This is a genomic window from Candidatus Magnetobacterium casense (assembly GCF_000714715.1).
In the GTDB taxonomy this organism is placed as follows: domain Bacteria; phylum Nitrospirota; class Thermodesulfovibrionia; order Thermodesulfovibrionales; family Magnetobacteriaceae; genus Magnetobacterium; species Magnetobacterium casense.
This window is the reverse complement of record NZ_JMFO01000040.1, coordinates 1-26,535: the sequence shown is the minus strand read 5'-3', so window position 1 is coordinate 26,535 and position 26,535 is coordinate 1. Positions and strand designations below refer to the sequence as shown.

Sequence of the window (26,535 nt, the reverse complement as noted above, 5' to 3'; positions counted from 1 at the left end):
GGGCGGCCATCGGACTGCGCAAGGGGGGCATATCGATCCTCGACCTGTCGAGCCTTCAACAAAGAAGCCTCACGTCACTCAACACAAAGCTCAACGACGTTGAACTCAACGGCAAAAAACTTATAGCCTCCGACAACACCGGAGGTTACGTCGTAAACATCAATCCGGACACCGGTCAGGTCAAGGAGAGGCTGGCCATCGGCAGCAAGACCAACCTGATAGCGCGTGCATCGGGGTTCTACCTTGTGAGCTACAAGGACGGCATACGTATAATCAAGGACGGTGCCCCTGAGATCACGGCCATAACGCCGGAGAAGGTACCGGTGGCAAGTACGGGTGTGCAACTGCAAATAACCGGCGCCAACTTCACACAGGGCAGCGTTGCAAGGCTCGATTCCGTTGCGCTGTCAACGACGTTCGTATCGGAGACGACGCTGACGGCAGCCCTGCTGGATGTCTCTGTCAACAAGGCGGCAACCCATTAGGTAACCGTTGTCAACGCCGAGGGGGCGGAGTCAAATGCCGTTGCGTTTAGCGTGGATAATCCGGCACCGCATATAAGCTCGCTCGTGCCCATAGAGACAAAGGTAACGGTGAACCTCCCGGCGTCGGACACCTCTACGGCGGGTACGTACCCGGTCTACGCGGTAAACTCCGCACCCGGTGGAGGCAGCTCAAACGTGTTTCAGTTTACGGTGAAAAACCCCATCCCTACGATAATCAACGTAACGCCCTCGGAGGCAGCCATCGGTGTCGGTGATGTGGTTGTAACGATAGCCAGGAGCGGTTTTGTCAGTACCTCGGAGGTCTATTTTGGTACCACGGTTGTTGCAAAGACGACCCTCACGTCCAACTCCATAACGGCAACGGTACCGAGCGCGCTGCTTCAGACGGCGGGTCAGTATCAGATCACGGTGAAGAACCCCGCACCCGGCGGAGGCGATAGTGCGTCTTACACCTTCAGGGTGGTCGCCGAACTGTCGATAAGCATCACCGAGCCATCGGACGGCGCGACGGTGGACAAGGTAATGACGCTTGTACGGGGGACGTTCTCATGGGAATCGGGCGACGTTGGGATAGTCGTAAACGGCGTCCCGGCAGAGGTATCGGGCAGGCAGTGGTATGCCAATAACATCAGGCTGGCCGTTGGCGCTAACACCATAACGGCTACCATCACCGATACGTCTGGCAACAGCAAAAGCAGATCGATTACCGTGAACACGACGACAACTGAACAGGCAGTGATACTGGGCGCAAACATAACAAGCGGGCCCCTTTGACCACAAACTTCTACGTTCACACAGACATATCCAACGAGGTTACCGGCTACGCTATCGACTTTGAAGGAGACGGAAATATCGACTACACCGCTGCTGAGTTTCGAGATGTAAGCTACACCTACACGACCTCTGGTGTGTACTATCCGACAGTCACCGTTACAGACAGCGCCGGTAATACCTACACGGACAGGATTGCCATAACCGTTCTGGATGAGACAGAAACAGATGCAATGCTAAGGGTAAAATGGGACAGTATGAAGGCAACCTTTGCCTCCGGTGACATCGAAGGAGGGCTTCAATACATATGTACAGGTTCGAGGGACGATTATAGAAGCGATTTGCAGTTCCTTGGCGATGGAGTACCGGCAACATTTTCTTTAATGCAAGAGATAAGCCTGCTTTATGTAAGAAATGGTGTAGCCAGCTACAGGATTAGACAGAATGAGGATATCGAGGGTTCATCGGTTGAAATTACCTACTACATCTACTTTAAGAGGGATACCGATGGCGTAATTAGGATAGATAGGTTTTAAGATGAATAGACGATTAGTAATAGCGGTAGCAGTGTATTTTATCTGTATTATGGCAGATGTTTGTGCACCCATACCTTCTTTTGGAGTTGATGGGCCATATACAGGTCGTATTGTGGAGCTTGAGACGGGTGAGCCAATTGAGAGAGCAGTAGTGGCTGCATGTTGGGGGTTGGAGTATACCAATGGATGGAAGACTTGTTGCAAGGAAACAATTACCGATAAAAGCGGTGAGTTTGAAGTCCCTGCTGCCATGTGTATAACCACTTTTATCCCTAGTGTATTACATTCTCCTCGTGTTGTAATCTTTAAGCCAGGGTATCTCGGTTATCCACCGATTAAGACGAAAAAATCCCTATACACAGGGGTTCAATTCGACAAAGAACATCGACATAACGTCATCAAGCTCGACAAAGCCATAACCCTTAGTGAAAGAAGTGAGACACTGCATAAGGCAACTTCATTATCATTTATAAGCAGTGAATCTAAGAATGAACCTAAGAAAGTTATCTTTGAGAGAGAGTTACCTCATCTCTTTCAGTTAACAAAACAAGAAGAGGAGTACCTTAAAAAAGAATGGGAACAAATAAGGAAGGAACAAGAACAAATTGTAGTACCGGTACCACCGGCGCTGACACGATAAACAAACAAAAAGCAAAGGAGGCAACAATGAAGAGAAGCAATACCGTTGGGTTAGCAGAGTATTCGGCAGCCAACTTCTTTAGCGAGGGGTATCCTCTAAAAAAAGGATGGTAAGAGAGAAAAACATTTGGAAGTGATATTGACAAATGATATACAAAAGATTATATTAGATACATGAAGCATGAATCGATAAGATCAAAATTGGAAGGATTAGATGTTGACCTGGTCATGGTTACCCCGGAGGTCAAAAACGGTGTCGTAATTTGATAGAAGACTTATCTTCTGCAAATCGAGCACTTCAGATAGAAAATCAAAGGCTAAGAGATGAGAATAATATACTGAAGGGAGAACAGGGTAAGCCTGATATTAAGGCAAATACTACGAGTGGTAAGAACAAAAATAAAGATGCCTCTTCGGAAAAAGAGAGGAAAGGTGGAGATAAAGAAGGTAATAATTCGTATCCTCTTCATAATTTCATGGCAACTATACTGTTACGCATCTTGGATTCTTGGTCAAGCCAGGAATGACACAATTGGAAAACGCCTGTAACTGTCATTCCTGCGAAACATGTCCCTGGCTTGAACAGGGAGCAGGAATCCATGTTTTTAAGACATGAAGTTAATTTTACCATGCTTTTTAAAGAGGATACCACCCTGGGGACATGCAGCACGGGGGTGACATCTACGGATTGGCCTCACAGTTGAGGCTTGCGGAGCGTAAGATTGTTGATTTCAGCGCTTCGATAAATCCACTTGGGATATCCAAAAAGGTAAAGGCAGAGATACGGACACATCTGAAATATCTGCCCAACTATCCAGACCCCCAGTGCAGACGCCTGCGCAAGCATCTCGCCATTGCCCTTGGGGTGGATGCCGCCAATATCATCTGCGGCAACGGCTCAACGGAGCTTATATATCTGATTGCAAGAGTCGTGCGACCACGTCGTGCGCTGGTGCTGGCACCAACGTTTATGGAGTATGAGCGGGCGCTGCTGGCAAGTGAGGTCAGAGACGTAAGGGTCGTACAGTTGGAGGAGGGTTGTGGTTTCAGACTGGATACCGATGCCTTTAAGGTGGCAATGATTGGGTGTGGGGTGGCGTTTCTGTGCAACCCAAACAGTCCGACGGCGCAGTACCTCACCAGGGCCGAGGTGCTTGACATCGCAGATTATGCCAGAGGGCAGCAGTGTCTGTTGGTTGTGGATGAGGCATTTATTGATTTTCTACCACAACAGAGCGTTGTCAGTGAGGTTGCCAACAACCCCTGGCTGATCGTGTTGCGGTCTATGACCAAGTTCTATGGGCTAAGTGGTCTGAGGCTTGGCATGGCCGTGATGGACACCCGGTACGTGGAGCTGCTGGAGCACTACAAGGAGCCTTGGAGCGTCAACACGCTTGCCCAGCGTGCAGGGGTCACGGCCCTCAACGACAAGGCATACGTCAGGCAGACCTTTGAGGTGCTCAGGCAGGAAAAACGTTACGTCGAGGACTGGCTTACGAAAAAGGGGTTTCAATTTTATCCCTCGGAAATAAACTTCTATTTGCTCAAAGACGACAGGGCACCGATGCTCTATGAAAAACTCCGGGCTAAGGGAATTCTCCTGAGAAACTGCGCAGGTTACAGGGGCCTCGACAACCGATTCCTCAGAATAGCGGTAAAGGCCCACCGCCAAAACACCATCCTCTACAAGGCCATATCACGCCTGCTGTAAAAAAGAAATAAGAGAAAGACTAAGGAGGGCGGCTCTGCCCCCTCCTTGACCTCCCCTGCAAGGGGGCCAGCCCCCTTGACCCCATAAAGGACATCTTGTTTACCCACGAAAAATTTATGTACCCCAGACAATTGAGAAATTTGACTATTTGGGTTTCGAGTTATTATTATATGGACTATCTGTTTCAGCATCCCGGAATACGGTAAGAGTCCGTGGCAGTCCCGCTGCTGTAAGTGGTGACGAGGGCTACAATGTTTTGCCACTGCTATAGGGGTAAACTATAGTGGGAAGGCAGTAGTCGTTAGGTTTGAGCCACAAGCCAGAAGACCTGCTGGACAGTTGACAGGATTGTTATAGGAATCTAATGGTAAAGGGTTCCGAATGATGCCTTTGGCGTCTTCGGAACCCTTTTTTTATTCAAATCTTTTTATTTAAATTAAAGTTTAATAGGGAGGCTTATATGACACAGATTGAAAGGGCATTGAGGGGCGAAATTACAGAAGAGGTCAAGACAGTAACGGCAAATGAGAAACTGGACGTCAATATTGTGGCACGCCGCGTTGCATCGGGTAAAATAGTAATTCCTTGCAACTCCAAAAGAACGGTCAAAACCATCGGCATCGGCAAAGGTCTAAAAACTAAGGTCAATGCCTCTATCGGTACGTCAACCGACATTATCGATACTGCGATGGAAATAGAAAAGGCACGGACAGCCGAGAAATACGGTGCCGACACCATAATGGACCTAAGCGTAGGCGGCAATATAACTGAAATCAGAAAGGCTGTCATGGACTCTGTAACGCTGCCCTTGGGAACCGTCCCCCTGTATGAGGCATTTGCCGTTGCAGCGGAAGGATATGGTTCAATTACGAAAATGACAGAGGAGCTGCTGTGGGAAATCATAGAGAGGCAATGTGAAGAGGGGGTATCTTTTATGGCGGTGCACTGCGGCATAAACAGGCTTACCCTTGAGGTCTTAAAAAAACAGCACTATAGATACGGCGGTCTGGTTTCAAAGGGCGGGGCTTGCATGGTGGCTTGGATGCAGTACAATGACAAGGAAAATCCCCTGTATGCGAAATTTGACAGAGTTGCTGAGATACTTAATCGCCACGACGTAGTCCTGAGCCTTGGCAATGGATTTCGAGCCGGGGCGATTCATGACGCAACGGATAGGGTTGCGATTCAGGAGTTGATAATAAACTGTGAGTTTGCGGAGATAGGCAGGACAATGGGCTGCCAGACGATGGTCGAAGGCCCGGGGCATATTCCCATTAACGAGATAGAGGCAAATATTATACTTGCAAAGAAGATGAGCGCCGAGGCCTCTTTTTATATGCTTGGGCCAATCACTACGGACATAGCGCCCGGCTATGACCACATAACCTCGGCAGTAGGGGCGGCGCTTTCGGCGTCCTACGGGGCGGATTTTTTGTGTTACGTAACGCCTGCCGAACACCTTGGACTGCCCTTTGCGGAGGATGTCAGAGAGGGCGTCATAGCGGCAAAGATAGCAGCCCATATTGGCGACATGGTGAAACTCTCAGATACGGACAGAGATAAGACAATCAGCAAGGCAAGAAGGGATATGGACTGGAGCACTCAGTTTAAACTGGCAATAGACCCGGAAAGGGCTGTTGCAATAAGGGATAAAAGAAATAACAACTCCGAGCGCACCTGCACGATGTGCGGAAATTTCTGTGCCAACGGTATGCTGCAAGGCATGTTCGAAAAACACACAAAAACAACGGACAAGGAATGACAGGCGCCTGATTAACATTAGCCCCTCCCATAGGCCATCCTATATCTCCCTGTTCTTTTTCCTACTGCCCTTCTTAATCTCCCTCCCCTTGTGGGAGGGAGATAAGGGAGGGGTACCCATTCACTTTAAGAAAGAGCCTATTTTACTCTCTTCACTCTTTTTTTTGATTACACTTCAGGAAACCTGATATTGACAACATTTTTTCCTATATGGTAGTATACGGGATAGTTCCGTTTCAGAGTTTCAGAGGGTAAAAGTACGGTAATATTGCAATATCGAGAGATGGTGCGGTGAGCTGGAATGCGCAAACTATAAGCGGATAAACAGTGAATAATGGAAAATACAAGCTGCTTACAGACAATATCAGGGTGAGGTTTACAAGATGCCCCAGCCTTTTATTGTTTATTGCCTTGGGTTTGGTGGTTGTCACGGTATTTGTCTATGCAGATACCCGTAATTTTGATTTCGTTGCCTATGATGACAATTTGTATGTCTATGATAATCAACACGTAAAAAATGGCTTAACCCTGAACGGGATCAAATGGGCTATTATGACCCTCGATGCATTTAACTGGCATCCCCTGACGTGGCTTTCTCACATGGCAGATGTTGAACTGTTTGCTTTAAATGCAGGGAGACATCATTTAATCAATCTGTTTATTCATGTGCTGAACACTTTATTAGCTTTTATCATATTTGCCAGATTCACGGATAATATATACAGGGGTGCCCTGATAGCGGCTCTTTTTGCCATTCACCCGATGCACGTGGAATCGGTGGCATGGGTGGCCGAACGTAAGGATGTTTTGAGCGCTTTCTTTTGGTTACTGACAATGTGGTCTTATGCCCACTACGCCGCTGCCCCTTCTGTAAAACGATACATTTTGGTGCTGCTACCGTTTATCTTCGGCCTCCTTACAAAACCCATGCTGGTGACGCTGCCCCTTGTGCTTTTGTTGCTGGACTACTGGCCACTGCAACGGTTGAAATTAAAACCTGCGCAGAATGGCAATGTTGTATCCTTGTTTGTTGAAAAAATCCCCCTGATGATTTTCTCTGCCATATCCGTTATATTGACCCTGTATGCGCAAACCGATACGATAAAGACAGGTGTGCCGATGCCACTATCACTTGAGAGAGTGCTCGTGGCATACGTAACATATATCAGAAAGATGTTTATCCCGACAGACATGGCCATAATGTATTTCAAGGAGTCTCCGACATGGAGCATGTATGAGATCGGATATTCTGCCCTGACACTTATCATGTTGACCTCAGTGGCGGTGATAGTGCGCAAACGTATGCCTTTTTTCATTGTCGGGTGGCTGTTTTTTGTGATAACGCTCATACCTGTGATCGGAATTGTACCGGCTGGGATATCCTACCTGGCCGATAGGTATACTTACATTCCATATATAGGGTTATTCCTGATTGTAACGATGACCACACCTGTCTCTGTGTCCGGTCCGGGTCTCCGGCGTAAATTCACTGTAGCTGTCATTGCAGTAGTCCTCATTTGCTATACAGTGATTGCCAAAAAACAAGTGCAACATTGGCGAAACAGTGACACACTCTATAAACACTCCATAGAGGTAACAGGTGACAATTACCTTGCATATGCGTTTTATTGTGAATTTTTAAGCGGCAATGGCAGGTTTGATGAGGCAATTGCAAGTTGCAATAAGGCTGTACACATCAATCCGTTATATGATACCGGATATGTAATTCTTGGGGACACGTATTTTCATGCATACAGGTTTGACGAAGCATATGAGAATTATAAAAAAGCAACCGACATTACACCAAGCAGTGCTGCATATAACGGTATAGGACTCATTCTTTTGAATCAGGGCAAGGCACGGGAAAGCATACGTTACTTCCACAAGGCATTGGAGATTAAACCGGGGTTTGATGTAGCCTCGAAAAATCTTGCAATTGCCATGGAGATGGCAGGTACTCAAGGGCCATGACTAGCGCAGGGGCAATGCGCTTGCCCTGAAATAAAAGTGCTTGCGTTTTGAAAAGGTTTCTTGTTAGCATATAATAGTAGGTAAATAAACAGTAGTGTTTATTATGCACCTGCCCTGATGGTGATTAGGCTAAAAGGCTTTTCCTACAATTTGATTTTTAAAGGGAGTTTAAGTAAGGGTGTTACAAAGCATACCATAGTATGGGAGCTGGATTCCCCCTTCAAGACACCCACCTGTAGATACAGGGTCTAAAGCTTTTTCGTCTACACCTCTAGGGCGGGGCAATTACATATATGGAGTAACCACATATGTGGCCACTAACAATAAGAGAACGGATGGTACAGATAAAACGATAATAGGGGTTAGTCCCTTTCGGCTTGAGAGATATTTAGGGTAGTAGAGAAGTCGTCGATTCAGGGTATCTATAACGATGGTTATAGTCTGTTGATGAATAGAGTTATAGCGATTTTCATTACCTGTCAGGGGTATTGCCGGTAACATTGCAGAGACAAATGATGGCATATAGTAGGGATTGAGAGTGTTGATTTTGTGTGTTAAGTGTGGCATAAGGTGGTCTTACGCTGAGGTAAATAAGCCGACAAGGGGGATTTTGACTCTCCTTAAGATGGGAGTGATATCAGCCCTTGTTATAAATGTTGCAGCTATGTCTAATATACTGCGCAGAGAAACAAAATACAAAGATAAAGTCTATTTTAAATTGAAAACAGCAGGAGGTTTTTCAGATATGAACGTCACGTACGTGATAATATCGATTCTGGCAGGCGGGGTGATGAGTCTGCTCTTTGCCCTGTATTTCAGACAGTTGTACAGAAAGAAGCAGATAGAATTAGAGGAAAGGCACGCAAGAACAATACAGGAAGCCGAAAAAGAGGCAGAGAAGATCAAAAAAGAGGCATTGATCGAGGCCAAGGACACCAAATATCAGGCAAAAGCAGAGGCGGAGAAGGAAATAAAAGAAAAACGACAAGAGATCAATCACGTTGAAAAACGCCTCAGGCACAAAGAGGAGTTGCTGGATAAAAAACTCGATCAGTTCGAAAAAAGAGACTCGGAGCTGGGCAGGCGTGAAAAGGAGTTTGTTAGAAAGGAACATGCCCAGCAGGAGCGTGAAAAGGAGTATGAAAAACTCCTGCAGATAGAGACGGAAAAGCTCGAAAAAATCTCCGGAGTGACCTCCGAGGAGGCCAAAAGTCAGTTGCTGAAGAAGGTCGAGGACGAGGTAAAACTCGAAACCGGCAGACTCATCAAGCAGATAGAGCAGGAGGCCAAGGAGGAATCTGAAAAACGAGCCAAACACATAATTGGCCTTGCCATCCAGAGGTACTCCGGCGAGCACGTCTGTGATGCCACGGTGACTGCCGTGACACTGCCAAATGAAGAGATGAAGGGCAGGATTATTGGCAGGGAGGGTAGAAACATACGTGCCCTTGAGGCGGCTACCGGCGTGGACTTCATCGTGGACGATACCCCGGAGGCTGTTACGCTGTCGGGGTTTGACCCGGTCAGACGGGAAATAGCGCGAATATCGCTGGAACGATTGATATCCGATGGCAGAATACATCCGGCACGGATCGAGGAAATAGTGGAAAAGGTCAGAAAAGAGGTAAATACGGCAATGCGTGAAGAGGGCGAAAAGGCCGTGTTTGACCTGGGACTGACGGCCGTGCATCCGGAGTTTATCAAGCTTCTGGGACGCCTTAAGTACAGGACGTCCTACGGGCAAAATGTCTTGCAGCACTCCAAAGAGGTGGCCTACTTCGCAGGGATGATGGCCGGGGAGTTGAAGGCAGACGTAAAGCTGGCCAAACGCTCCGGGCTGTTGCACGACATCGGCAAGGCCCTTGATCACGAAATAGAGGGACCGCATCACGAAATCGGCGCCGCTTTTGCCAAGAAGTATGGCGAGGACGAACGTGTCATCAATGCCATGCTCGTCCACCACGGCGACGGTGACCCCATATGCGTGGAATCGGCACTGGTAACCGCCGCCGATGCCCTCTCTGCCGCACGACCGGGCGTCAGGCGTGAGAGCATAGAGAATTACATCAAACGACTTGAAAAACTCGAGGAAATTGCCATGTCCTACACCGGCGTTGAAAAGTGCTACGCCATACAGGCTGGCAGAGAGGTACGCATCATTGTCAAACCCGAGGACACCACCGATGACATGTCCTACCTGATCTCAAGAGAGATTGCAAAGAAAATAGAATCCGAAATGACCTATCCCGGACAGATAAAGATCATGGTCATAAGGGAGGCAAGATTTGTTGAGTATGCAAGGTAAACTTCGATGAGAGTGCTCTTTATAGGAGACGTCTTTGGCAGACCTGGCAGACTGTTGCTCAAGGGTGTCCTGCCCGGCCTGGTGGACAAGGAGCATATAGACTTCGTCATAGCCAACGGTGAAAATGCCGCCGGTGGCTTTGGTATAACAGAGAAAACTGCCACCGAGCTCTTCTCTTGTGGCGTGGACTGCATAACAACTGGCAACCACGTATGGGACAAAAAGGATGTCGTCCAGTACATAGCAAGAAACGAACGCCTGCTGCGTCCCCTGAACTATCCCCAGGGGGTGCCGGGTGCGGGCAGCGGCGTCTATACCCTCAAGGACAAGACAAAGCTCGGCGTAATAAACCTCTCCGGACGGGTGTTCATGACCCCCATCGATTGCCCCTTCAGGGCGGCAGCAGCAGAGGTGCAGCGTCTTAGCAAGGAGGCCAAAACGATCATTGTAGACATGCACGCCGAGGCTACTTCCGAAAAACTCGCACTCGGATACTATCTTGACGGTAAGGTCAGCGCCGTTGTCGGCACACACACACACGTGCAGACCGCCGACGAAAGAATCCTGCCAGGGGGAACCGCATACATCACAGACGTCGGAATGACCGGCCCCGTTCACTCCGTCATCGGCGTCAAGGTCGAACAGATAATCGAAAAATTCCTCTACCAAATACCGATGAGGTACGAGGTGGCCCCCGGAGGGTGTGTCTTTTCTGCCGTCGTTGTCGATGTCAACAACGACAACGGAAATGCCACTGCCATTAAACGACTGATGATATCTAATTAGCTCACCTTACGCACAGTTTATAAAAAAGGGGGCAGCTCCGTCCCCCCTCAGACCCCCTTGACCCCTTTATGTTTTTGTTATCATTATGTTACCCATGAAAAGTTTATGCACCATAGTGAAAAATAGATGAAGCAATTTATTTTTTTATATGATATAATAACTATTATGATGCAAGGTGTAACAGCATCCTTTACGAAGGGATGTGATGTAAGGATTGGGTGAGTCAATGAGTACAATAGCCATTGTCATTATCCTGGTGGGGATGCTGGCAATAGTGTTGGAGTTTGTCTTCTATTTCAAACAGAGGGCAAATATAAAGATACTGTGTGACCAACTCGGTGCCGAGGTTATCCTCGATGGCTTTACCCAGGGAGAGGTCCCCGTTGATCTGAAGATACTACCAGGCCAACACAAGCTCATCATCAAAAAGATGGATGATGATGGCAGCTTTTATATATATGATGGCGAGTTTACCGTTACACGCGGTGTAGAGAGGGTCATTGATGTAAAACTGGAGAGACAATACACGGAGCTATTCTACTGGAACAAGGCCGTTGGTAGTGGTGAGTTGACAGAGTTTATGTCGTATCTGGATAAATTCCCTGAAGGTGAACACATAAAAGAGGCAAAAACAGCCATAGAAGATAAATACTTTGCAAATACCACTGAAGTAGCCGGTTGTCTCGAATACTCAAAACGCTACCCCGCAGGAAGATATATACGGGAAGTAAAACAGAGACTCGAGGAGCTTCTCTATAATCAGTGTGATACCATAACCGGGTGTAAGGAATATATCAACAAGTACCCTAACGGCATTTATTCCAATGACCCTAAGATACGAAGAGTGAAAAAGCTCCTGTCCTCTGTCCAGTACACAACAGGTAAAACGCTGGATGCACATAATGGAGCAGTTAACTGTCTTGCCGTGGGTCCCACACGTATGTACTCCGGCTCGGACGATAAGACCATAATGATCTGGGATATAGGCACGGGAAGTCATGTCTATACGTTTATGGGGCACTCCGATGGCGTATCGGCCCTAGCCCTGTCAGGCAGAAAACTCGTCTCAGCCTCCGAAGACAGTACACTTATCATCTGGGACCTCGATGAAAACGCAGCCGCAAAAACGTTGCGAGGACATGGCAGTTGGGTAACCTCGGTTGCCATAGGAGGTGGGTTTATAGTGTCGGGGTCCGAGGACAAGACCATAAAGATATGGCGGCTGGACTCAGGTGACTTGTTAAAGAGTATCAACGCCCATGATGGCAGCGTATGGTCGGTTGCCATTGCAGGGGATAAAATCATATCAGGTTCGGAGGATAAGACCATTAAAGTGTGGAGCCTCAAAACATGTGAACTGCAAATGGTCATTGAGGGACACATGGATAACGTATGGTCAGTATGTGTAGCAGGAGACAGGATTGTATCGGCCTCATGGGATGACACCGTCCGGATATGGGATATTAAAACCGGCGAACTGCTAACCGCCATCAAAGGCAATTGTGGGAGATTCTATTGCGTCAAGGTGTTCCAGAATATGTTGTTTACCGGATGCTGGGATAAAAAAATACGAGTGTGGGACTTTAACAGCGGGGAACTGTTGAGCGTCCTCAGCGGTCACTCAGACAGCGTCTATGACATAGACATGGCAGAAAATCGTCTCTTCTCTGCTTCCTTTGATAAAACCATTAATATCTGGACTGTCGATGCGACAATAACGCACGCCGTAACCCAGTTTGAGTACTAAAGACAGTGAGGTGCTTCGATGATATTAGAAAAACAGGAAAAAAAGAAGGACCGGCGTAAAGGACCCGACACCGTTAAAAAAGCCGTGTCGTGGATTATAGGAATCGGCTGGTTTTTACTCTTTCAAATCTGGGTCTTCTTCTACTTTGCTATGCCCGAACAGCCTTCCATCTTTGACCCTAAAGGCGTCTATCATAAACCACGTTTTTCATGGGATATAACCATGGTGAAAAACATGTTTATTGTTGCCACCGTTCTGCTTATTATATCGGTCATTGGCCTGATTATAAGCGCACTGAGAAGCAGAAGAAAAACCGACCGGATAAGCCCTACTCTAATAATCATGATCGCCCTGTCCTTTATCGGAATCTTTATCATATTTTTCAAGTTCTAAGCAACCAACCCAATGTTAATTTGCTCTACCCCTCCCCCTTCACTCCCATACAGGGAGAGGAAACGGAAAAAGGCAAAAAAACACTCTGCATTCTTAACCTTCAGACAGAATAAATTCACCGTGAAAATAAATAGTGACTGTGCTATAATACCCATCAGTGATAGAACCTGTAATTACGAATGAACTGATAAAGGAGCACGGTTTAACCGATTCTGAGTATCAGCGCATCGAGCAGATATTGGGCCGCAAACCTACATTTACGGAGCTTGGTATATTTTCCGTTATGTGGTCTGAGCACTGCTCTTACAAGAGTTCCCGCCTGCATCTGAGAAACTTCCCCACAACCGGCGAGCGGGTGGTCCAAGGCCCCGGTGAAAATGCCGGCGTCATTGACATAGGACAGGGGATGGTTGCGGTGTTCAAGATGGAGTCTCACAATCATCCTTCTTACATAGAGCCTTACCAGGGGGCGGCTACGGGCGTGGGTGGCATCCTGAGGGATATCTTCACGATGGGAGCAAGACCGGTGGCATCGCTTAATTCCCTGAGATTTGGCCCGCTGTCGGAACCCTACCACAAGCACCTCTTTGGTGGTGTCGTGGGGGGAATCGCAGGTTATGGAAACTGCATGGGGGTGCCCACTGTCGGCGGGGAGTTGTACTGTCACCCCTGTTATAGCGGCAACATCCTGGTCAACGTCTTTAACCTCGGCATTGCAAGGAAAGAACGCATATTCTACGGCAAAGCAAGCGGAATCGGAAATATCGTCATCTACGTTGGCGCCAAGACTGGCAGGGACGGCATACACGGCGTTACAATGGCAAGTGAGGAGTTTAAGGACGATGCGCAGCAAAAAAAACCAAACGTCCAAATAGGCGACCCCTTTACGGAGAAACTCCTGTTAGAGGCGTGCCTTGAAGCCATGAAAAAAGGGCTGATTGTGGGTATACAGGACATGGGTGGGGCGGGACTTACGTCGTCATCTTCGGAGATGGCAGGAAGGGCCGGTACGGGGGTTGAGCTTGAACTAAGTGCCGTACCGCTGCGGGCGCAGGACATGATCCCATATGAGATCATGCTATCCGAAAGCCAGGAGAGAATGCTCCTGGTCACGGAACCCTCAAAACGCAACGAAATACTTGAGATATTTAAGAAATGGGACCTCGATGCCACAGTTATAGGCACTGTCACCGGAGACGGCTATTTGCGGATCAAGTGGCATGGCAACACGGTGGCCGAAATACCGGCCGCAAAGATATCCGAAGATGCCCCCATATACGACAGACCCTCTGCACCACCACAAGGTCAGGCCGAGCTAAACACCTTGGACATAAAAAACATACCGGAACCGACAGATTACAACGCATGTCTGTTAAAACTCTTGTCTGCACCGTCGATAACCTCAAAGTCGCTTGTCTGGCAGCAGTATGACCACATGGTGAGAACCGATACCGTTGTGCTACCCGGCTCCGATGCCGCCCTTATCAGGGTGAAGGAGACCAGGGTAAATAATTCCAATATTGGGCTTGCCATGTCGGTTGACTGTAATAGCCGATACTGCTACCTGGACCCCTATGCCGGTGCGGTACATGCCGTGTGCGAGGCCGCAAGGAATGTCGCTTGCAGCGGTGCCACGCCGGTTGCATTGACCGACTGCCTCAACTTCGGAAACCCTGAAAAGCCCCATGTGATGTGGCAGTTTAAACGAGCCATCGAGGGCATAAGCGATGCCTGCAGGGTGCTTGAAACCCCCGTTATCAGTGGTAACGTCAGCTTTTATAACGAAACGGCGCTCCCCGGCTCAATGGGGCCAACGGCCATCTATCCCACGCCCATTGTGGCAATGGTCGGTGTCCTGGATGAGGTTGACAGATATCTGACGCAGGGGTTTAAGGGGGTGGGACATGCCGTTATGGTGATAGGGCAGGTGCGCCGGGGGCTGGGGGCAAGTGAATATCTCGCACTGTGTCACGACATAGAGAGGGGATTGCCTCCGGAGATCGATATATATAAAGAGCGCCAGTTGTGCAACCTGTTGGCACAGTTGAATAAGACCGGCTTGTTGCTCTCTGCCCATGATTGCTCAGAGGGTGGCATCTCTGTAGCGATTGCGGAGTGTGCGATTGTTGCGACTGTTGGCGTGGATGCCGACCTGTCGGTGATCATGCAAAATGCAACGCCACTCAGAGCCGACATCCAGCTCTTTGGTGAAACGGCATGTTGTGTCGTTGTCAGCGCATACCCTGAAAACGTAACCCAAATCGCTGAACATACAAAAGATGCCGGACTGCATTGTGCATTAATAGGAAGGACCGTTGCAGATAACCGTATGTGTCTGAGACTAAATGACCTGGCACTGGTAGATATAACACTGGAAGAACTGACAACAACCTACAACAATGCACTGCAGAGGGAGCTTGGATAGAATATTTGAAATAAGAGAAGAGTGTGGGGTGTTTGGGATCTACGGTCACCCCGAGGCGGCAAACCTTACTTACCTGGGTCTGTATGCCCTTCAGCACAGGGGACAGGAGGGGGCAGGTATATGTTCCACCGACGGTCACACCATGTACTTGGAAAAGGCAATGGGATACGTTTCTGAGATTTTTAGCGAAGAGAGGCTAAAACGTTTACCGGGCCACGCAGCCATCGGCCACAACCGATACTCCACGGCCGGTGGGAGCATGTTGAAAAACGTCCAGCCAATCATGGCAAACTGTATGCTTGGCTCCCTGTCGCTTGCACATAACGGCAACCTCACCAATGCTGCGGCATTGAGAACGCAGTTGCAACAGGATGGCGCCATTTTTCAGTCCAACTCCGACAGCGAGGTCATCCTGCACCTCATCGCCCATGCCAAGGGCAGCAGGGCAGGGGATAAGTTCATCGAGGTGGCGCAGGAGATCGAGGGGGCATTCAGTCTGTTGATCCTCCTGGAGGACGAGCTTGTTGCCATCAGGGACCCTTTTGGTGTCCGTCCGCTATCTCTGGGGCAGTTTGACGGTGCCTACGTTGTTGCCTCTGAGACGTGTGCCTTTGACCTCATCGGGGCAACATACATCAGAGACATAGAACCTGGGGAGATGTTGGTCATAGGCAAACATGGGCTGCACTCAGTCAAGGCCACAGACAGCCATAGACGTGCATACTGCGTGTTTGAGTTCATCTACTTTGCCCGCCCCGACAGCAAGATTTTTGGGGGAATCAACGTCAACAGCATAAGGAAAGAGCTTGGCAAACGTCTTGCCGGTAACTCACACGTGGATGCACACGTGGATGCAGACGTGGTCATCCCCGTACCGGATTCCGGTGTCCCCTCAACCATCGGATATGCCGAGCAGAGCGGCCTGACTTTTGACTTCGGCCTCGTAAGAAACCACTACGTGGGCAGAACTTTCATAGAACCCAAGAACAGTATCCGACACTTTGGTGTCAAGATCAAGCTCAATGCCGTACAAAACATTACCAGGGGCAAACGGGTCGTTATTGTAGATGACTCCATAGTCAGGGGCACGACGAGCAAGAAGATCGTAAAGATGGTCAGGGAACTCGGCCAGGCCAAAGAGGTACACCTAAGAATTAGCTCACCCTGCACCATAGCGCCATGCTTTTACGGTATCAACACGCCAACGCGAAACGAACTCATCGCGGCAACCCATCAGGTTGAGGAGATCAGGAAGTATCTCACGGCGGATTCCCTTGCGTATCTGTCCATAGATGGATTGCGCTCTGCCCTGCCAAATCCCGACGACTACTGCTATGCCTGCTTTAACAGGGAATACCCCATCGGCTTCCCGCAAGAGCAACTCACATAGTCAGCCGACTGTTCCACCAAAAAAAGAAGGGGAGCGGCTCCGTCCTCCTTTTTTTCTTCCTTGCCTGCTCTATGGATGGGAGTGAGCTGCCTGTTTTATAGCCTGCGCTTTTTCGAGGTTTTCTATGGCAAATGGAAGGTCAGGGTTTATTGACAGGGCCTTTTGGAAGGCCTGTATGGCATCATCGACCTTGCCTTGATTGAGGTACACCATGCCAACTGCACTGTGGGCAAGCTCGGAGTCAGGGTTGAGTTCTGCGGCCTTTTTGAAGCTAATAAGCGCACCATTGCCGTCACCGGAGAAGAATCTGGCATTGCCGAGGTTGAGGTAAGCCTCCATGTAATCGGGTTTTGCTGCTACGGCCTTTTGCAGTAGGTCTGCTGCTTCCCTGTACCTGCTGTTGGTGAGCATTAAGGTGCCGAGGTTGAAGTAGGCGACGTAGTTGTTCCTGGTTACATTGGCGGCGTGTTGGAAAAGGGTGTAGGAGTCCTTCCACACGGCAACTTGCCTCCACGTCAGGAGGCAATACACGCATAGCGTTGACACTGTGATTAACGTAGCAAGGTGTTTCAGGCCAGAGACCTTGGATACGGCCTCCGACAAGACAAAGACCACGGCAACGGCAAGTCCCACCAGGGGAATATAGATGTAACGGTCTGCCAGGGCAGCCCCGCCAACGTGAACAAATCCTATAACGGGTACAAGACTCAGGATGTACCACAACCAGCCAACAAGAATATACGGCGCCTTTCTGATATAGAGGATGGCCACGATAGTCAGCAGTATCAGGATCAGCAACGACGTAATGACCTTCCACACAGGGAGCACAAAGTCAAAGGGATAAAAACATGCCAGGTTGGTTGGCCAGATGGTCATGGCGATGTACTTAACATAGGATATCACGGCATTGGAGAGGCGTTGACTGAGTGAGAGGCGTCCAAAGAGTTCGATGCCGCCCTGACTGCCCTGCGTGATGTAGGTTGCAACTGCCGTGGCAATTGATATGGCAAAGAGGGGAAGCTTTTCGATTATCGGCAGGTATCCGGCGATGATGCCTGGTGCGTGGCGGTCTTTGCCGAACATACCCCCTAGTCTGTCATATGGCCAGAAGTCGAGCAGGACAAGCACGGCGGGTAGCATTATCACGATAGGCTTTGACAGGATGCCAAGGATGAAGAAGGTTATAACGACCGTGTATCTCTGCCAGGAGGGTCGTGCGACGTAGCAGACATAGCCGCCCATGGTCAGAAACCAGAACATGGCACTGAGCACGTCTTTTCTCTGTGAGACCCATGCCACGGATTCCACGTGCAGGGGATGGAGGGCGAAGATGGCTGCCACGATTGCGCTTTCCCACAGGCGTCCGGTCATGTTTGTCAGCACAAGCAGCAGGAGGATGGTGTTTATCACGTGTATAATGAGGTTCACCGTGTGATGCATCCCCGGGGCAAGGCCAAAGTACTCCGCTACGGCCATGTGGGATATCCACGTCAGCGGGTGCCAGATGTTTAGGTCCGTGGAACTGAATGCCCACCTGATACCCTCCGCACGGAGTCCCCTGAAGACCATAGGGTTGTCCGTTACATACATGTTGTCGTCGTAGATGGTGAAGTCAAAATCCCCTACCTGTATGTAAACAACAGTGGTGACAACAGTCAGTGCTGCCAGTATTAATAAGACCCTGGCGATTGTGCTGCCAGTTAGACGCTTAAGGGGCTGTGATAAGAGCTTGACCATAGATTAATTTATACGAACCAAGGGAAAGAATGGCCGCTCCTATCCGCCCCCTTTTCCGATATCCTTGCACAGTTGTTCGATGGCCTCATAGACTGCCATGCTGATGCCCTCTGCGAGGGATTTAAAGCTGCCGTCGTTTAGCTTAACCCGTTTGCTGAACGTCATCCGATACAGGTTTTCACCCTGGGGGCTGATTAGCTCGGCATCAAGGATAAGTTCGGCATAGGATGCCAAGGGGGCATCGTACCTCTCAAACTTCCTTAGATTGACCTTAAGGATGTGCGAGTTTGCGGGGATGGTGTTAGTGACTCTGACGTCGCTGAACAAGGTTCTTTTGCTGAGGGCGGTTTTCAACTCGCCTCCGATGATCTTGACGGGGGCGCTATCCCACTTGGTGTAGCGTGCTATGGTGAGTTCATAGGGTGAGTTCCTGTAGGCGATGTATGGCTGCGTGAGGTAGCGCGGTGAATCCACGATTATGGCCAGCGGCATGGCGATTTTGCGTTTTGGTTCGTCAACCTTACCGGTGTCTGTTGTAGGGGTATCAGAGGGGACATAGAGGCTGTATATCTTTGTCTCCGGCATGTTGCACGCCCCCACAAATAGCAACAGCGCCATGATCATTACGAGTCTAATCATTGTTTTCTCCGTCTTCCTTGTATATAAGAGTCCAGGGCTTGTTTTTGATCTCATGAAGGACATCCTGGAGGTCATCCATTGTGCTTCTGAGCGATTCAAATACGCTTGACAGGTTTGTTGATTGCCTGTTGACCACGGTGTTTAGCGAATCAGAGGTCTTCGTAAAAGTATTGGCCGTAGTGGTCAGGGCATTGGCCGTATCAGTGAAGGAATTGGCCGTCTGTTCGATGGCCTTGATCATAGCGCCAGCTTCTTTGAGGTCTTGGGTAGCAGTTTTTAGCAGCTTGTTGAGGTCTCCCTTGTTGTCCTTTAATACGGTGTCCATTTCGTTCAGTACGCCCTGGAGTCTTTGGGTTACGTTCGTCAGATTGGATGACAACTTCACCAGTTCACTGGAGACGGTGGTAATAGTCGTGTTTGTGTTGAGCAGGATTTCTTCAATTTTATTTCTGTTTTTTTCGCTGAATATCCTGTTGACATCCTTTATTAACGCATCGATGGAGTTTGAAACCGTGCCGAGCCTGAAAAGCAGGTCCGACAACTGTATGCGTTCCTCCGAGTCTATGATGGAGTCTGGCGGAAGTGGCTGTTTTACGATGTTCTCTAACGAAAGACCGAGATATATGTCGCCGACAAAACCGATCTGCGAAATAACGGCCTTTGTGCCCTTATACAACACGATGTTCTTGTTTACGGCCAGGACGAGTCTGACGGGTTCATTGGGCTTATCCGGCGGTATGATGTTCCGGATAGTTCCGATCCGCACTCCGCCAAGCCTCACCTGAGAGCCAACGTCCAGTCCGGCCACGTCCATAAGCCTGACGTGGTAGATGTTGAACTTCTCAAACATCTGCGTACCACCAATTGCTATAACCATTACGCTGATAACGGTCAGGGCGGTTAGTACGATTATCCCTGCCCTTATCTCTTCCTTGAGGTAAGGCATTTATTTATCTTAATGTACCTGCAAACATTCCTTTACATTTATTCACGGATTAAATCCCCCATGGGGATCAATCCGTGGTATATGATACTTTCTTTTAGCCTAAAGGGTCAACACGTAGCAAAAGAAAAGAAGGAGGGCGGCTCCGCCCCCTCCTCAGACCTCCCCCGCAAGGGGACCAGTCCCCTTGACCCCATTATTCTTAACCCTAATGTTCTAAACATTTATGCTCCGTTATTTATGATTTTCCAATGATTCAAATTCCTTTTCAGCGGTTGGTTTATACACCACTCTGTACATTTACATTCTTGCCTTTCTCTTTGCGCAATACGCGTTAAAGTCTAAATCAGGTTCGCTTTCCCTCTCTGCTACGATACGCATGTCGTGCAAATCCTCTATCAATTCCTCCACTCGCCTTAACTCCGTAATGTCGATAATAGCCCCTATCCTGCGACCTTCACTGTCTGTTACATATTGACTGATCTGTATAAGGTCAATCTCATTTTTTTGTTCCTGTTCTACCACCGTAGACATAATATTCCCTCCTTATTTTGGTATAACCCTATTATACCACACTCCTGAGATATGTAGATTTCTGTCAAGGATTTAGATTGTCTGAACCAGGATTAAACGGATTAGAAGATGAACAGGACAGGGCTACTCAAGGCTCTGCGCAGGAGTTGATATTGGCACGATGTCTATTAGATCATAATATAACAATCTTGTCATATCTTTCTTGTCATTTTCAGAAAAAAGCATAAACTCATTTTTTATATAAAAACTTAAAACATCAGGTTTATTGTAAGCATCAACAGTTATAAATCTACATCCGGTTTTGTTATCATAAGCAAATGCTTTTTTTATATGATCAAGTACCATCCTTCCAACACCAATACGTTGATAGTCTTTGTGGACACCTAAACGCCCTATCTTAACTGCCGGATAAGTATAATGTCGTTTTTTTGTTCGGAACATTTTTACTTGTTTTTGTGGTTCTCTGAACCTTGTCATTCAACACACTATAAAAAGCAATGGTCTTATCTCTGCTTTCCAAGACATACGTAACAGCAAGTAATTGATTTAAATACAACTTTGATTGGTTAATCAAAAAATCCGTCAAATCCCTCTCTCCACAATCAAAAGATTTTAACTCTTGATTGTGGCGGAGTTTTGTAAATCCATCATTGGTCTGTGAGCTTTGCAAACTCTTTTAACCTGTCAGCATTTTCTAACATTCTTTTTATTTCTTCATCAGACTTCCTATGCAAGCCCCTCTCCGCCTCCTTTGCTCGCTTGTAAAACCTATCGGCATCTTTCCCTTTTAATGCGGGTGTATCTTTTATTGGTAGCGCCATTTTACGGACCTCCTTGCAAGATCGTTTCTCTTTATCAGTTTTATTCTACCATATGTCAATTGTATCTGTACACTGTTGGATAAACCTTCGGGTCATGGCACGATTATAAGCAATCAGCCTGGCTCCAAGGGATTATGTCCAACCTCTTTTAGATTTCTGTCAAGGATTTAGATTGTCTGAACCAGGATTAAACGGATTAGAGGATGAACAGGACAGGGCTACTCAAGCCTGCGCAGGAAGGGTTGAGGGGGGCAGGTGCGACCTGCAGACGACAACCGCCCCCTCTTCTCTTTTCTCATGCACCAGGTACCCGGTTGGTGTACCGTGTAAATAGCCAGCGATGTAAAGCAGAGACCAATGCTATTTTACGGTTATGGTAATAGCATTCGTCTCCTTGTTAGTCGTTACGTCGAATGCCGATGCGGTATATGTAGCTACATGCTTTAGCTGGAGAGTGTATAATACCATACCGGAGCTATTCGCTGTAATAGACTCATTATATTCATAATAACCATTACCATTTCCCTCATCTATGTAAGCAATAACAATGACTTCCCCATTCGGAGTAAAACCTTTACCGCTAAAGGCGAATTCATCGCCGACTACACCAGTTGTCTTGTCTACGGTAAGGGTGGGGGTGGTAGAAGAACCAGTTACAGTTATGGTAACAGGAGGTGCGGATATGTTAGACACGTCGTCTGTTGCCGTTATAGTATATGTACCTGCAGCACTGAAAGAGTCTGAGTATGATATCCCACCGTTGTTATCCGCTGTACGTCCAACAATGAAAGTTTGTGGCCCCGCTATGTGAAAAACAACACCACCACCCCATGAAAAACCTGTACCGGTAAAGGTGAATGTATCGCCTACTACACCCGTCTTCTTGTCAACTTCAAGAGTGGGGATGGCAGTTTGGGAATCAGCAACGGTTATTACTTCTTTTATAGTTGCTCCATCCATCTTCCAGATATAACTCGCGTGATCAGTTATATTGTACCATAGTACGGCATTCGAGTCGAAGAGTGAACCATAGCCACTGTAAAGCCAATTACTGTTATCAATACCAAGACGCTTGTTTTTTCCATTTGTGTCATTAACAGAATCAAAGCTCAGTATCTCTGAACCGTTCATTAACCACATTGCCACCACACCGCTATATTTATTCAGCCATAGTATGTCGGCCTTTGAATCGCTATCGAATCGAGCTGCTTCCAGAAGCGACCATCCTTCCGAACTATTCAGATTGATTGGGGTTCCATCAAGTCTTACCTCTGAATTGTCAATAATCTGATTCTTGTTCATAAGCCAAATTGAAAACCTTTCATTCTTGCTATAGTGCCATAGCATATCGTCAACTCCGTTACCATCAAAGTCAGCGATAGCTCTTAAATGCCATTCTGCCCCTAAATGATCTATGTCCACACATGGATCAGCCATGCAAGTAGAAAGTGTATTTATGTCAACTACGTAATTTGGCGAGGATGTCATATCGCCCGTCACATGCCATATTACTACCTGTCCATTTGGTACCTTTCCGTTTGCGCATCCCTTTTCATTCTGACATTGCCATACTATGCTGTCCTTTTTGTTGCCGTAGAAGTTCCCAATTCCTTTGAAACTCCAGTAAGGATCAAGTGTTTTTATAGTTTTGTTACTGGAGCCTCTTGCAAAACTCCTAAATTTAAATGATATTTTAGCCCTCCCTATGATAAAATAAATCTCGTAAAAACATCTTAAATCATAAGGAGAGCATATGTTAAGAGAGAGTATATCATGGCTATTAGGAAAAGTGCAACGACTATTGTTCCCAGAGCTTGAAGAGATTTGTACCGACCCCATAACTGAAAAGCAAAAGCATTTAATTACAATCCTGGAGATAGTTCAAATAGAAAAGTATATGTGGTGGGTAGATAATCAATGTAAAGGGCGTAAACTTAAAGAAAGATATGCTATTGGCAGGGCATTTGTGGCTAAAGCCGTCTATAATTATACTACAACGAGTCTGCTGATAGAATCTCTAAAGACAATGCCAAACCTGAGGACAATAAGTGGATTTGCTAAAATTAACGATATACCGTCAGAGTCAACATTTTCACGTGCTTTTGCCGAATGTGCTACACATGGTTTGGTAGACAAAGTACATGAAGCGTTAGTGAAGGATCACTTAAGTGAAGAGTTGATTGGACATGTATCAACGGATTCTACAGCAATAGAGGGCAACGAAAAACCACAAAAAAAGGAAAGAGAGCTAATAGAGAAGAAAGAACCGAAAAAACTTGGCAGACCTAAAAAGGGTGAAGAGAGAGAAAAGAAAACAGAGGAGAAGCGCATCGATAGACAGGTCAATGAAAATTACGAGGTGTCGTTGAAAGAGTTACCCTGTGTGTGTGATATAGGTTGCAAAGTAAATTCTCAGGGTTACAAGGAGACATGGCGAGGTTATAAGTTACACATAGGTGCATCTGACAGCGGGCTTCCTATAACAGTAGTGCTTACATCGGCATCTTTGCATGATAGTCAGGTAGCAATTCCAATGATGAAGATGGCAACAGATAGGGTGACATATTGCTATGACCTCATGGATTCAGCCTACGACGCAAAAACAATATACGATACAAGCAAAAATCTTGGACATGTACCAATAATAGACAAAAATCCTCGCCGTGGCAGCGTTTTACCAATGTCCACCGCAGAGGCTATAAGATATAATGAACGTACTACAATCGAAAGAGTCAATGGTAGATTAAAGACCGAATTTGGTGGAAATAATGTTTTGGTAAGGGGAAGCATGAAAGTAAAAATGCACTTGATGATCGGAATTGTTGTCTTATTTGCCGATCAAATGCTAAAACTGATAACCTAAACAATAAAAGGTACCTAAAAAAGTGATATTTAGCATTATGATGGAGAGGTGCGCCTAAAATATGGTTGAATTAGTCATTGTATCCTATAAAATTGAAAAATTAGAAGTTTTTATATTAACGAGTAAAATTTAGACCTCATTGATGAGGGTAGGGCAGATATTTTTATTGAGTTTTGGTTTCTTTTTGCAAGAGGCTCACTGTAGAGTGAAAAATCACCTTCATGCAATGTCCACACGATTACATCACCGTTTGTAGGGTTCATCAGTAGGATATTGTTTCTATCACTATTGTCAAATTTGCCTATACCTAAGATCGACAAGCCTTTTGAGCTTACCCCTACTAATTTGCGTTTAGTAACACCACCAGCGTAGTTCAGCAACCAGATGTTTATCTCGCCTGTTGAAGAATCCACACTGAGGATGTCGTTAATTTTATCGCGGTTAAAATCGGCTTTGAAAGAAAGGGTTTGTGATGTAATTGACGATGTAAGTGACAATGTAGCGTTCATTACTGTTTGAGTATCACCGATATCAACAACTGAGACACCACTTGGCCTTCCATCGTAGAGCTTACTGTTGGGAGTTGATGCGTCATTAAACGTGGTGGCATTGCTTTTATACCATAGGTTGGTATTTTGACCCTTATGACCTTTCGGTGTCATCTGGTAATTATCGGCTGTTTCGATGTTGACCAAACGATGAGAATCATTCCGATTATCTGTTTGATTTGCATCTATATGATATATGGCAAGTCCACCGCCAAAGCCTTCCCCTAACCATTCCTCAAGGCCCTTGTCATATCCTTGATCCTGCCTATTTTCCACGAGAAAGTACTCTCTATCGTTAGTACTCCCAGGTGTTAGCCTAAAGACGCTATTGGAATGAGTCACATACTCACTCCCTGCTGCAAAAATATATACAGTCTTTGTGAAGTTATCCAAACCGTTCCCTATCGCACCATCAACCCAATTGCTTATTAGCTTGAGATAAGCAGATGGTAAAACAGGTGTTTCTCCTCCCCACTCTTCAAGTACGCCTAAATTTGTTTTGCCTGTCCTCCCCCAGTTTCCAGCAGACATAACGTCATATGCACCTAAGCCTGCAGAACTTTCGTCTGTATCATACAAGTCAGGCCATTTAAATATAAGATGTCCCAACTCGTGTACCATAATCCCCAGTGTAGCCATGTGCTCATCAGGAACCCAAGACTCATCATGTACTTCACCAAACATGGCATATCCTCCTGCTCCCTCACGATATACGCCCACTTTTACACCGTTCACCACAGGAGCGTCAGCGTCTTCTAAGGCAAATCTATGACCATGTACGTTAGGAGTCGCTGGATCAGGGGCATAAGAATGCTCATATCCAGCCGCTATTATTACAACAGCAAGTTCGTCGGTGTCAACATATTTATCGCTATTAGTATCGAAGGCAGCAAAATCTACATATTTAGCTGCTTCTGTTATGGCATTACTCACTAGCTTCCTCAATACAGGCTTATCAGTATCATCAGTATCGCCCGTGTTAGGGTGCTTACCTATACGTAGCCAGCCAACTACACCATTGTTGTGTGTTCCAAAAGTTTCTTCAGCCGGTAATAGAGTCACCTTACCATAGGATGCCTTGTTGTAGAAATGACTAATGCTCTTTTTGCTAGAGTCTGAGTTTTTAACGGATGTTCTGCACAGAGGGTAGCGTAATTTCAATGTAATGCTTAAAAAACAAACAGTTAGAGTAAGTTCACACCATAAGCAGTAGACACTACAGTAACTTAAGCAGTTTTAGGTTGTGGCAATGTTATGTTTAAGATATCGAGAATACGTTGGGCTAATGGAGATGGAGTTTGAATTGCAGGAATTTTGATCTCTTCAATTTCCACCATAATTTCTTGAATCATGTCTAACTCACTGATAATATCGTCTATTGTCAAAGATTGATTTTTACTTATTCCAAGATTAGTTTCACGCATTATGTTTGACAATTCATCATCATGTCCATCTAAATGAGTTACAATATTGCGAATGACTTTATAGGCTAACATTGAAATAAAACAC

24 protein-coding genes, 1 other RNA gene and 1 riboswitch are annotated in these 26,535 nt (G+C 46.9%); of the genes, 16 read left to right on the top strand and 9 right to left on the bottom strand.

All coding sequences use genetic code 11. The annotated features are described in order from the left end of the window. The 15 genes from Mcas_RS14720 to purF form a co-directional block, all read left to right on the top strand. Positions 1–485: choice-of-anchor Z repeating domain-containing protein (locus Mcas_RS14720; RefSeq protein ID WP_040336316.1), on the top strand; the 485-nt coding region annotated here is incomplete at its 5' end. Positions 486–536: 51 nt separating this feature from the next. Continuing rightward, complete coding sequence (locus tag Mcas_RS14715; protein WP_040336315.1) at positions 537–1,280, top strand: choice-of-anchor Z repeating domain-containing protein; 744 nt, start codon at positions 537–539, stop codon at positions 1,278–1,280. Continuing rightward, positions 1,277–1,813: a PKD domain-containing protein gene (locus tag Mcas_RS14710; RefSeq protein ID WP_040336314.1), complete on the top strand. Its 537-nt coding sequence runs from the start codon at positions 1,277–1,279 to the stop codon at positions 1,811–1,813. The genes Mcas_RS14715 and Mcas_RS14710 overlap by 4 nt, the downstream gene beginning before the upstream one ends. A 1-nt stretch (position 1,814) precedes the next feature. Next, positions 1,815–2,453 (top strand): hypothetical protein, encoded by a 639-nt coding sequence (locus tag Mcas_RS14705; protein ID WP_040336313.1) that lies wholly within the window; start codon positions 1,815–1,817, stop codon positions 2,451–2,453. 262 nt (positions 2,454–2,715) lie between these two features. Beyond that, positions 2,716–2,979 (top strand): hypothetical protein, encoded by a 264-nt coding sequence (locus tag Mcas_RS14700; protein ID WP_040336312.1) that lies wholly within the window; start codon positions 2,716–2,718, stop codon positions 2,977–2,979. A 134-nt stretch (positions 2,980–3,113) separates the two neighbouring features. Continuing rightward, positions 3,114–4,163, top strand: a complete 1,050-nt coding sequence (gene cobD / locus Mcas_RS14695; RefSeq protein ID WP_040336311.1) for a threonine-phosphate decarboxylase CobD — start codon at positions 3,114–3,116, stop codon at positions 4,161–4,163. A 140-nt stretch (positions 4,164–4,303) separates the two neighbouring features. Further along, positions 4,304–4,513: riboswitch (cobalamin riboswitch) on the top strand. A gap of 110 nt (positions 4,514–4,623) precedes the next feature. After that, a complete protein-coding gene (thiC, locus tag Mcas_RS14685; RefSeq protein WP_040336309.1) occupies positions 4,624–5,925 on the top strand; it encodes a phosphomethylpyrimidine synthase ThiC in 1,302 nt (433 codons plus the stop codon). Between the two features lie 326 nt (positions 5,926–6,251). Further along, positions 6,252–7,895, top strand: coding sequence for a tetratricopeptide repeat protein (locus Mcas_RS14680; protein ID WP_040336308.1), 1,644 nt, complete (start codon positions 6,252–6,254; stop codon positions 7,893–7,895). A 103-nt stretch (positions 7,896–7,998) separates the two neighbouring features. Further along, positions 7,999–8,182: non-coding RNA, 6S RNA (gene ssrS, locus Mcas_RS17860), on the top strand. 458 nt (positions 8,183–8,640) lie between these two features. After that, the gene (rny, locus tag Mcas_RS14675) at positions 8,641–10,200 is read left to right on the top strand and encodes a ribonuclease Y (RefSeq protein ID WP_040336307.1); all 1,560 of its coding nucleotides are present in this window, start codon (positions 8,641–8,643) and stop codon (positions 10,198–10,200) included. A gap of 6 nt (positions 10,201–10,206) precedes the next feature. Then, on the top strand, positions 10,207–10,986 hold the full coding sequence (locus tag Mcas_RS14670) for a TIGR00282 family metallophosphoesterase (protein WP_040336306.1): 780 nt from the start codon (positions 10,207–10,209) through the stop codon (positions 10,984–10,986). A gap of 226 nt (positions 10,987–11,212) precedes the next feature. After that, positions 11,213–12,733 (top strand): PEGA domain-containing protein, encoded by a 1,521-nt coding sequence (locus Mcas_RS17145; RefSeq protein WP_052567529.1) that lies wholly within the window; start codon positions 11,213–11,215, stop codon positions 12,731–12,733. A gap of 18 nt (positions 12,734–12,751) precedes the next feature. Beyond that, positions 12,752–13,126 (top strand): hypothetical protein, encoded by a 375-nt coding sequence (locus Mcas_RS14660; protein ID WP_040336305.1) that lies wholly within the window; start codon positions 12,752–12,754, stop codon positions 13,124–13,126. A 157-nt stretch (positions 13,127–13,283) separates the two neighbouring features. Next, positions 13,284–15,551, top strand: a complete 2,268-nt coding sequence (purL, locus tag Mcas_RS14655; RefSeq protein ID WP_040336304.1) for a phosphoribosylformylglycinamidine synthase subunit PurL — start codon at positions 13,284–13,286, stop codon at positions 15,549–15,551. Beyond that, positions 15,544–16,941 carry an amidophosphoribosyltransferase gene (gene purF / locus Mcas_RS14650; RefSeq protein WP_235203641.1) on the top strand — a complete coding sequence of 466 codons (1,398 nt, stop codon included), beginning with the start codon at positions 15,544–15,546 and terminating at the stop codon, positions 16,939–16,941. The genes purL and purF overlap by 8 nt, the downstream gene beginning before the upstream one ends. A gap of 69 nt (positions 16,942–17,010) precedes the next feature. On the opposite strand, the gene Mcas_RS14645 is transcribed toward purF, so the two are convergent. From Mcas_RS14645 to Mcas_RS14615, 7 genes are all read right to left on the bottom strand, one after another. Then, positions 17,011–18,678: a tetratricopeptide repeat protein gene (locus Mcas_RS14645; protein WP_052567528.1), complete on the bottom strand. Its 1,668-nt coding sequence runs from the start codon at positions 18,676–18,678 to the stop codon at positions 17,011–17,013. 39 nt (positions 18,679–18,717) lie between these two features. After that, positions 18,718–19,317, bottom strand: coding sequence for an ABC-type transport auxiliary lipoprotein family protein (locus tag Mcas_RS14640; RefSeq protein WP_040336302.1), 600 nt, complete (start codon positions 19,315–19,317; stop codon positions 18,718–18,720). Then, complete coding sequence (locus Mcas_RS14635) at positions 19,310–20,263, bottom strand: MlaD family protein (protein WP_040336301.1); 954 nt, start codon at positions 20,261–20,263, stop codon at positions 19,310–19,312. The genes Mcas_RS14640 and Mcas_RS14635 overlap by 8 nt, the downstream gene beginning before the upstream one ends. A gap of 297 nt (positions 20,264–20,560) precedes the next feature. Beyond that, positions 20,561–20,794, bottom strand: a complete 234-nt coding sequence (locus tag Mcas_RS14625; RefSeq protein ID WP_040336299.1) for a RelB antitoxin-like protein — start codon at positions 20,792–20,794, stop codon at positions 20,561–20,563. Between the two features lie 123 nt (positions 20,795–20,917). Beyond that, positions 20,918–21,271, bottom strand: coding sequence for a GNAT family N-acetyltransferase (locus Mcas_RS17140; RefSeq protein WP_052567527.1), 354 nt, complete (start codon positions 21,269–21,271; stop codon positions 20,918–20,920). Between the two features lie 170 nt (positions 21,272–21,441). Further along, a complete protein-coding gene (locus Mcas_RS18360) occupies positions 21,442–21,615 on the bottom strand; it encodes a hypothetical protein (RefSeq protein WP_156033406.1) in 174 nt (57 codons plus the stop codon). Between the two features lie 360 nt (positions 21,616–21,975). After that, positions 21,976–23,103 carry an Ig-like domain-containing protein gene (locus Mcas_RS14615; RefSeq protein ID WP_162176344.1) on the bottom strand — a complete coding sequence of 376 codons (1,128 nt, stop codon included), beginning with the start codon at positions 23,101–23,103 and terminating at the stop codon, positions 21,976–21,978. Between the two features lie 265 nt (positions 23,104–23,368). On the opposite strand from Mcas_RS14615, the gene Mcas_RS14610 reads away from it, so the two are divergent. Then, positions 23,369–24,478, top strand: a complete 1,110-nt coding sequence (locus Mcas_RS14610) for a transposase (RefSeq protein WP_040336297.1) — start codon at positions 23,369–23,371, stop codon at positions 24,476–24,478. 110 nt (positions 24,479–24,588) lie between these two features. Here the strand turns inward: Mcas_RS14610 and Mcas_RS14605 are convergent, their stop codons facing one another. Together Mcas_RS14605 and Mcas_RS18555 are read right to left on the bottom strand one after the other, a co-directional pair. After that, positions 24,589–26,187: a M6 family metalloprotease domain-containing protein gene (locus Mcas_RS14605; protein WP_162176343.1), complete on the bottom strand. Its 1,599-nt coding sequence runs from the start codon at positions 26,185–26,187 to the stop codon at positions 24,589–24,591. 65 nt (positions 26,188–26,252) lie between these two features. Then, positions 26,253–26,535: hypothetical protein (locus Mcas_RS18555; RefSeq protein ID WP_040336295.1), on the bottom strand; the 283-nt coding region annotated here is incomplete at its 5' end.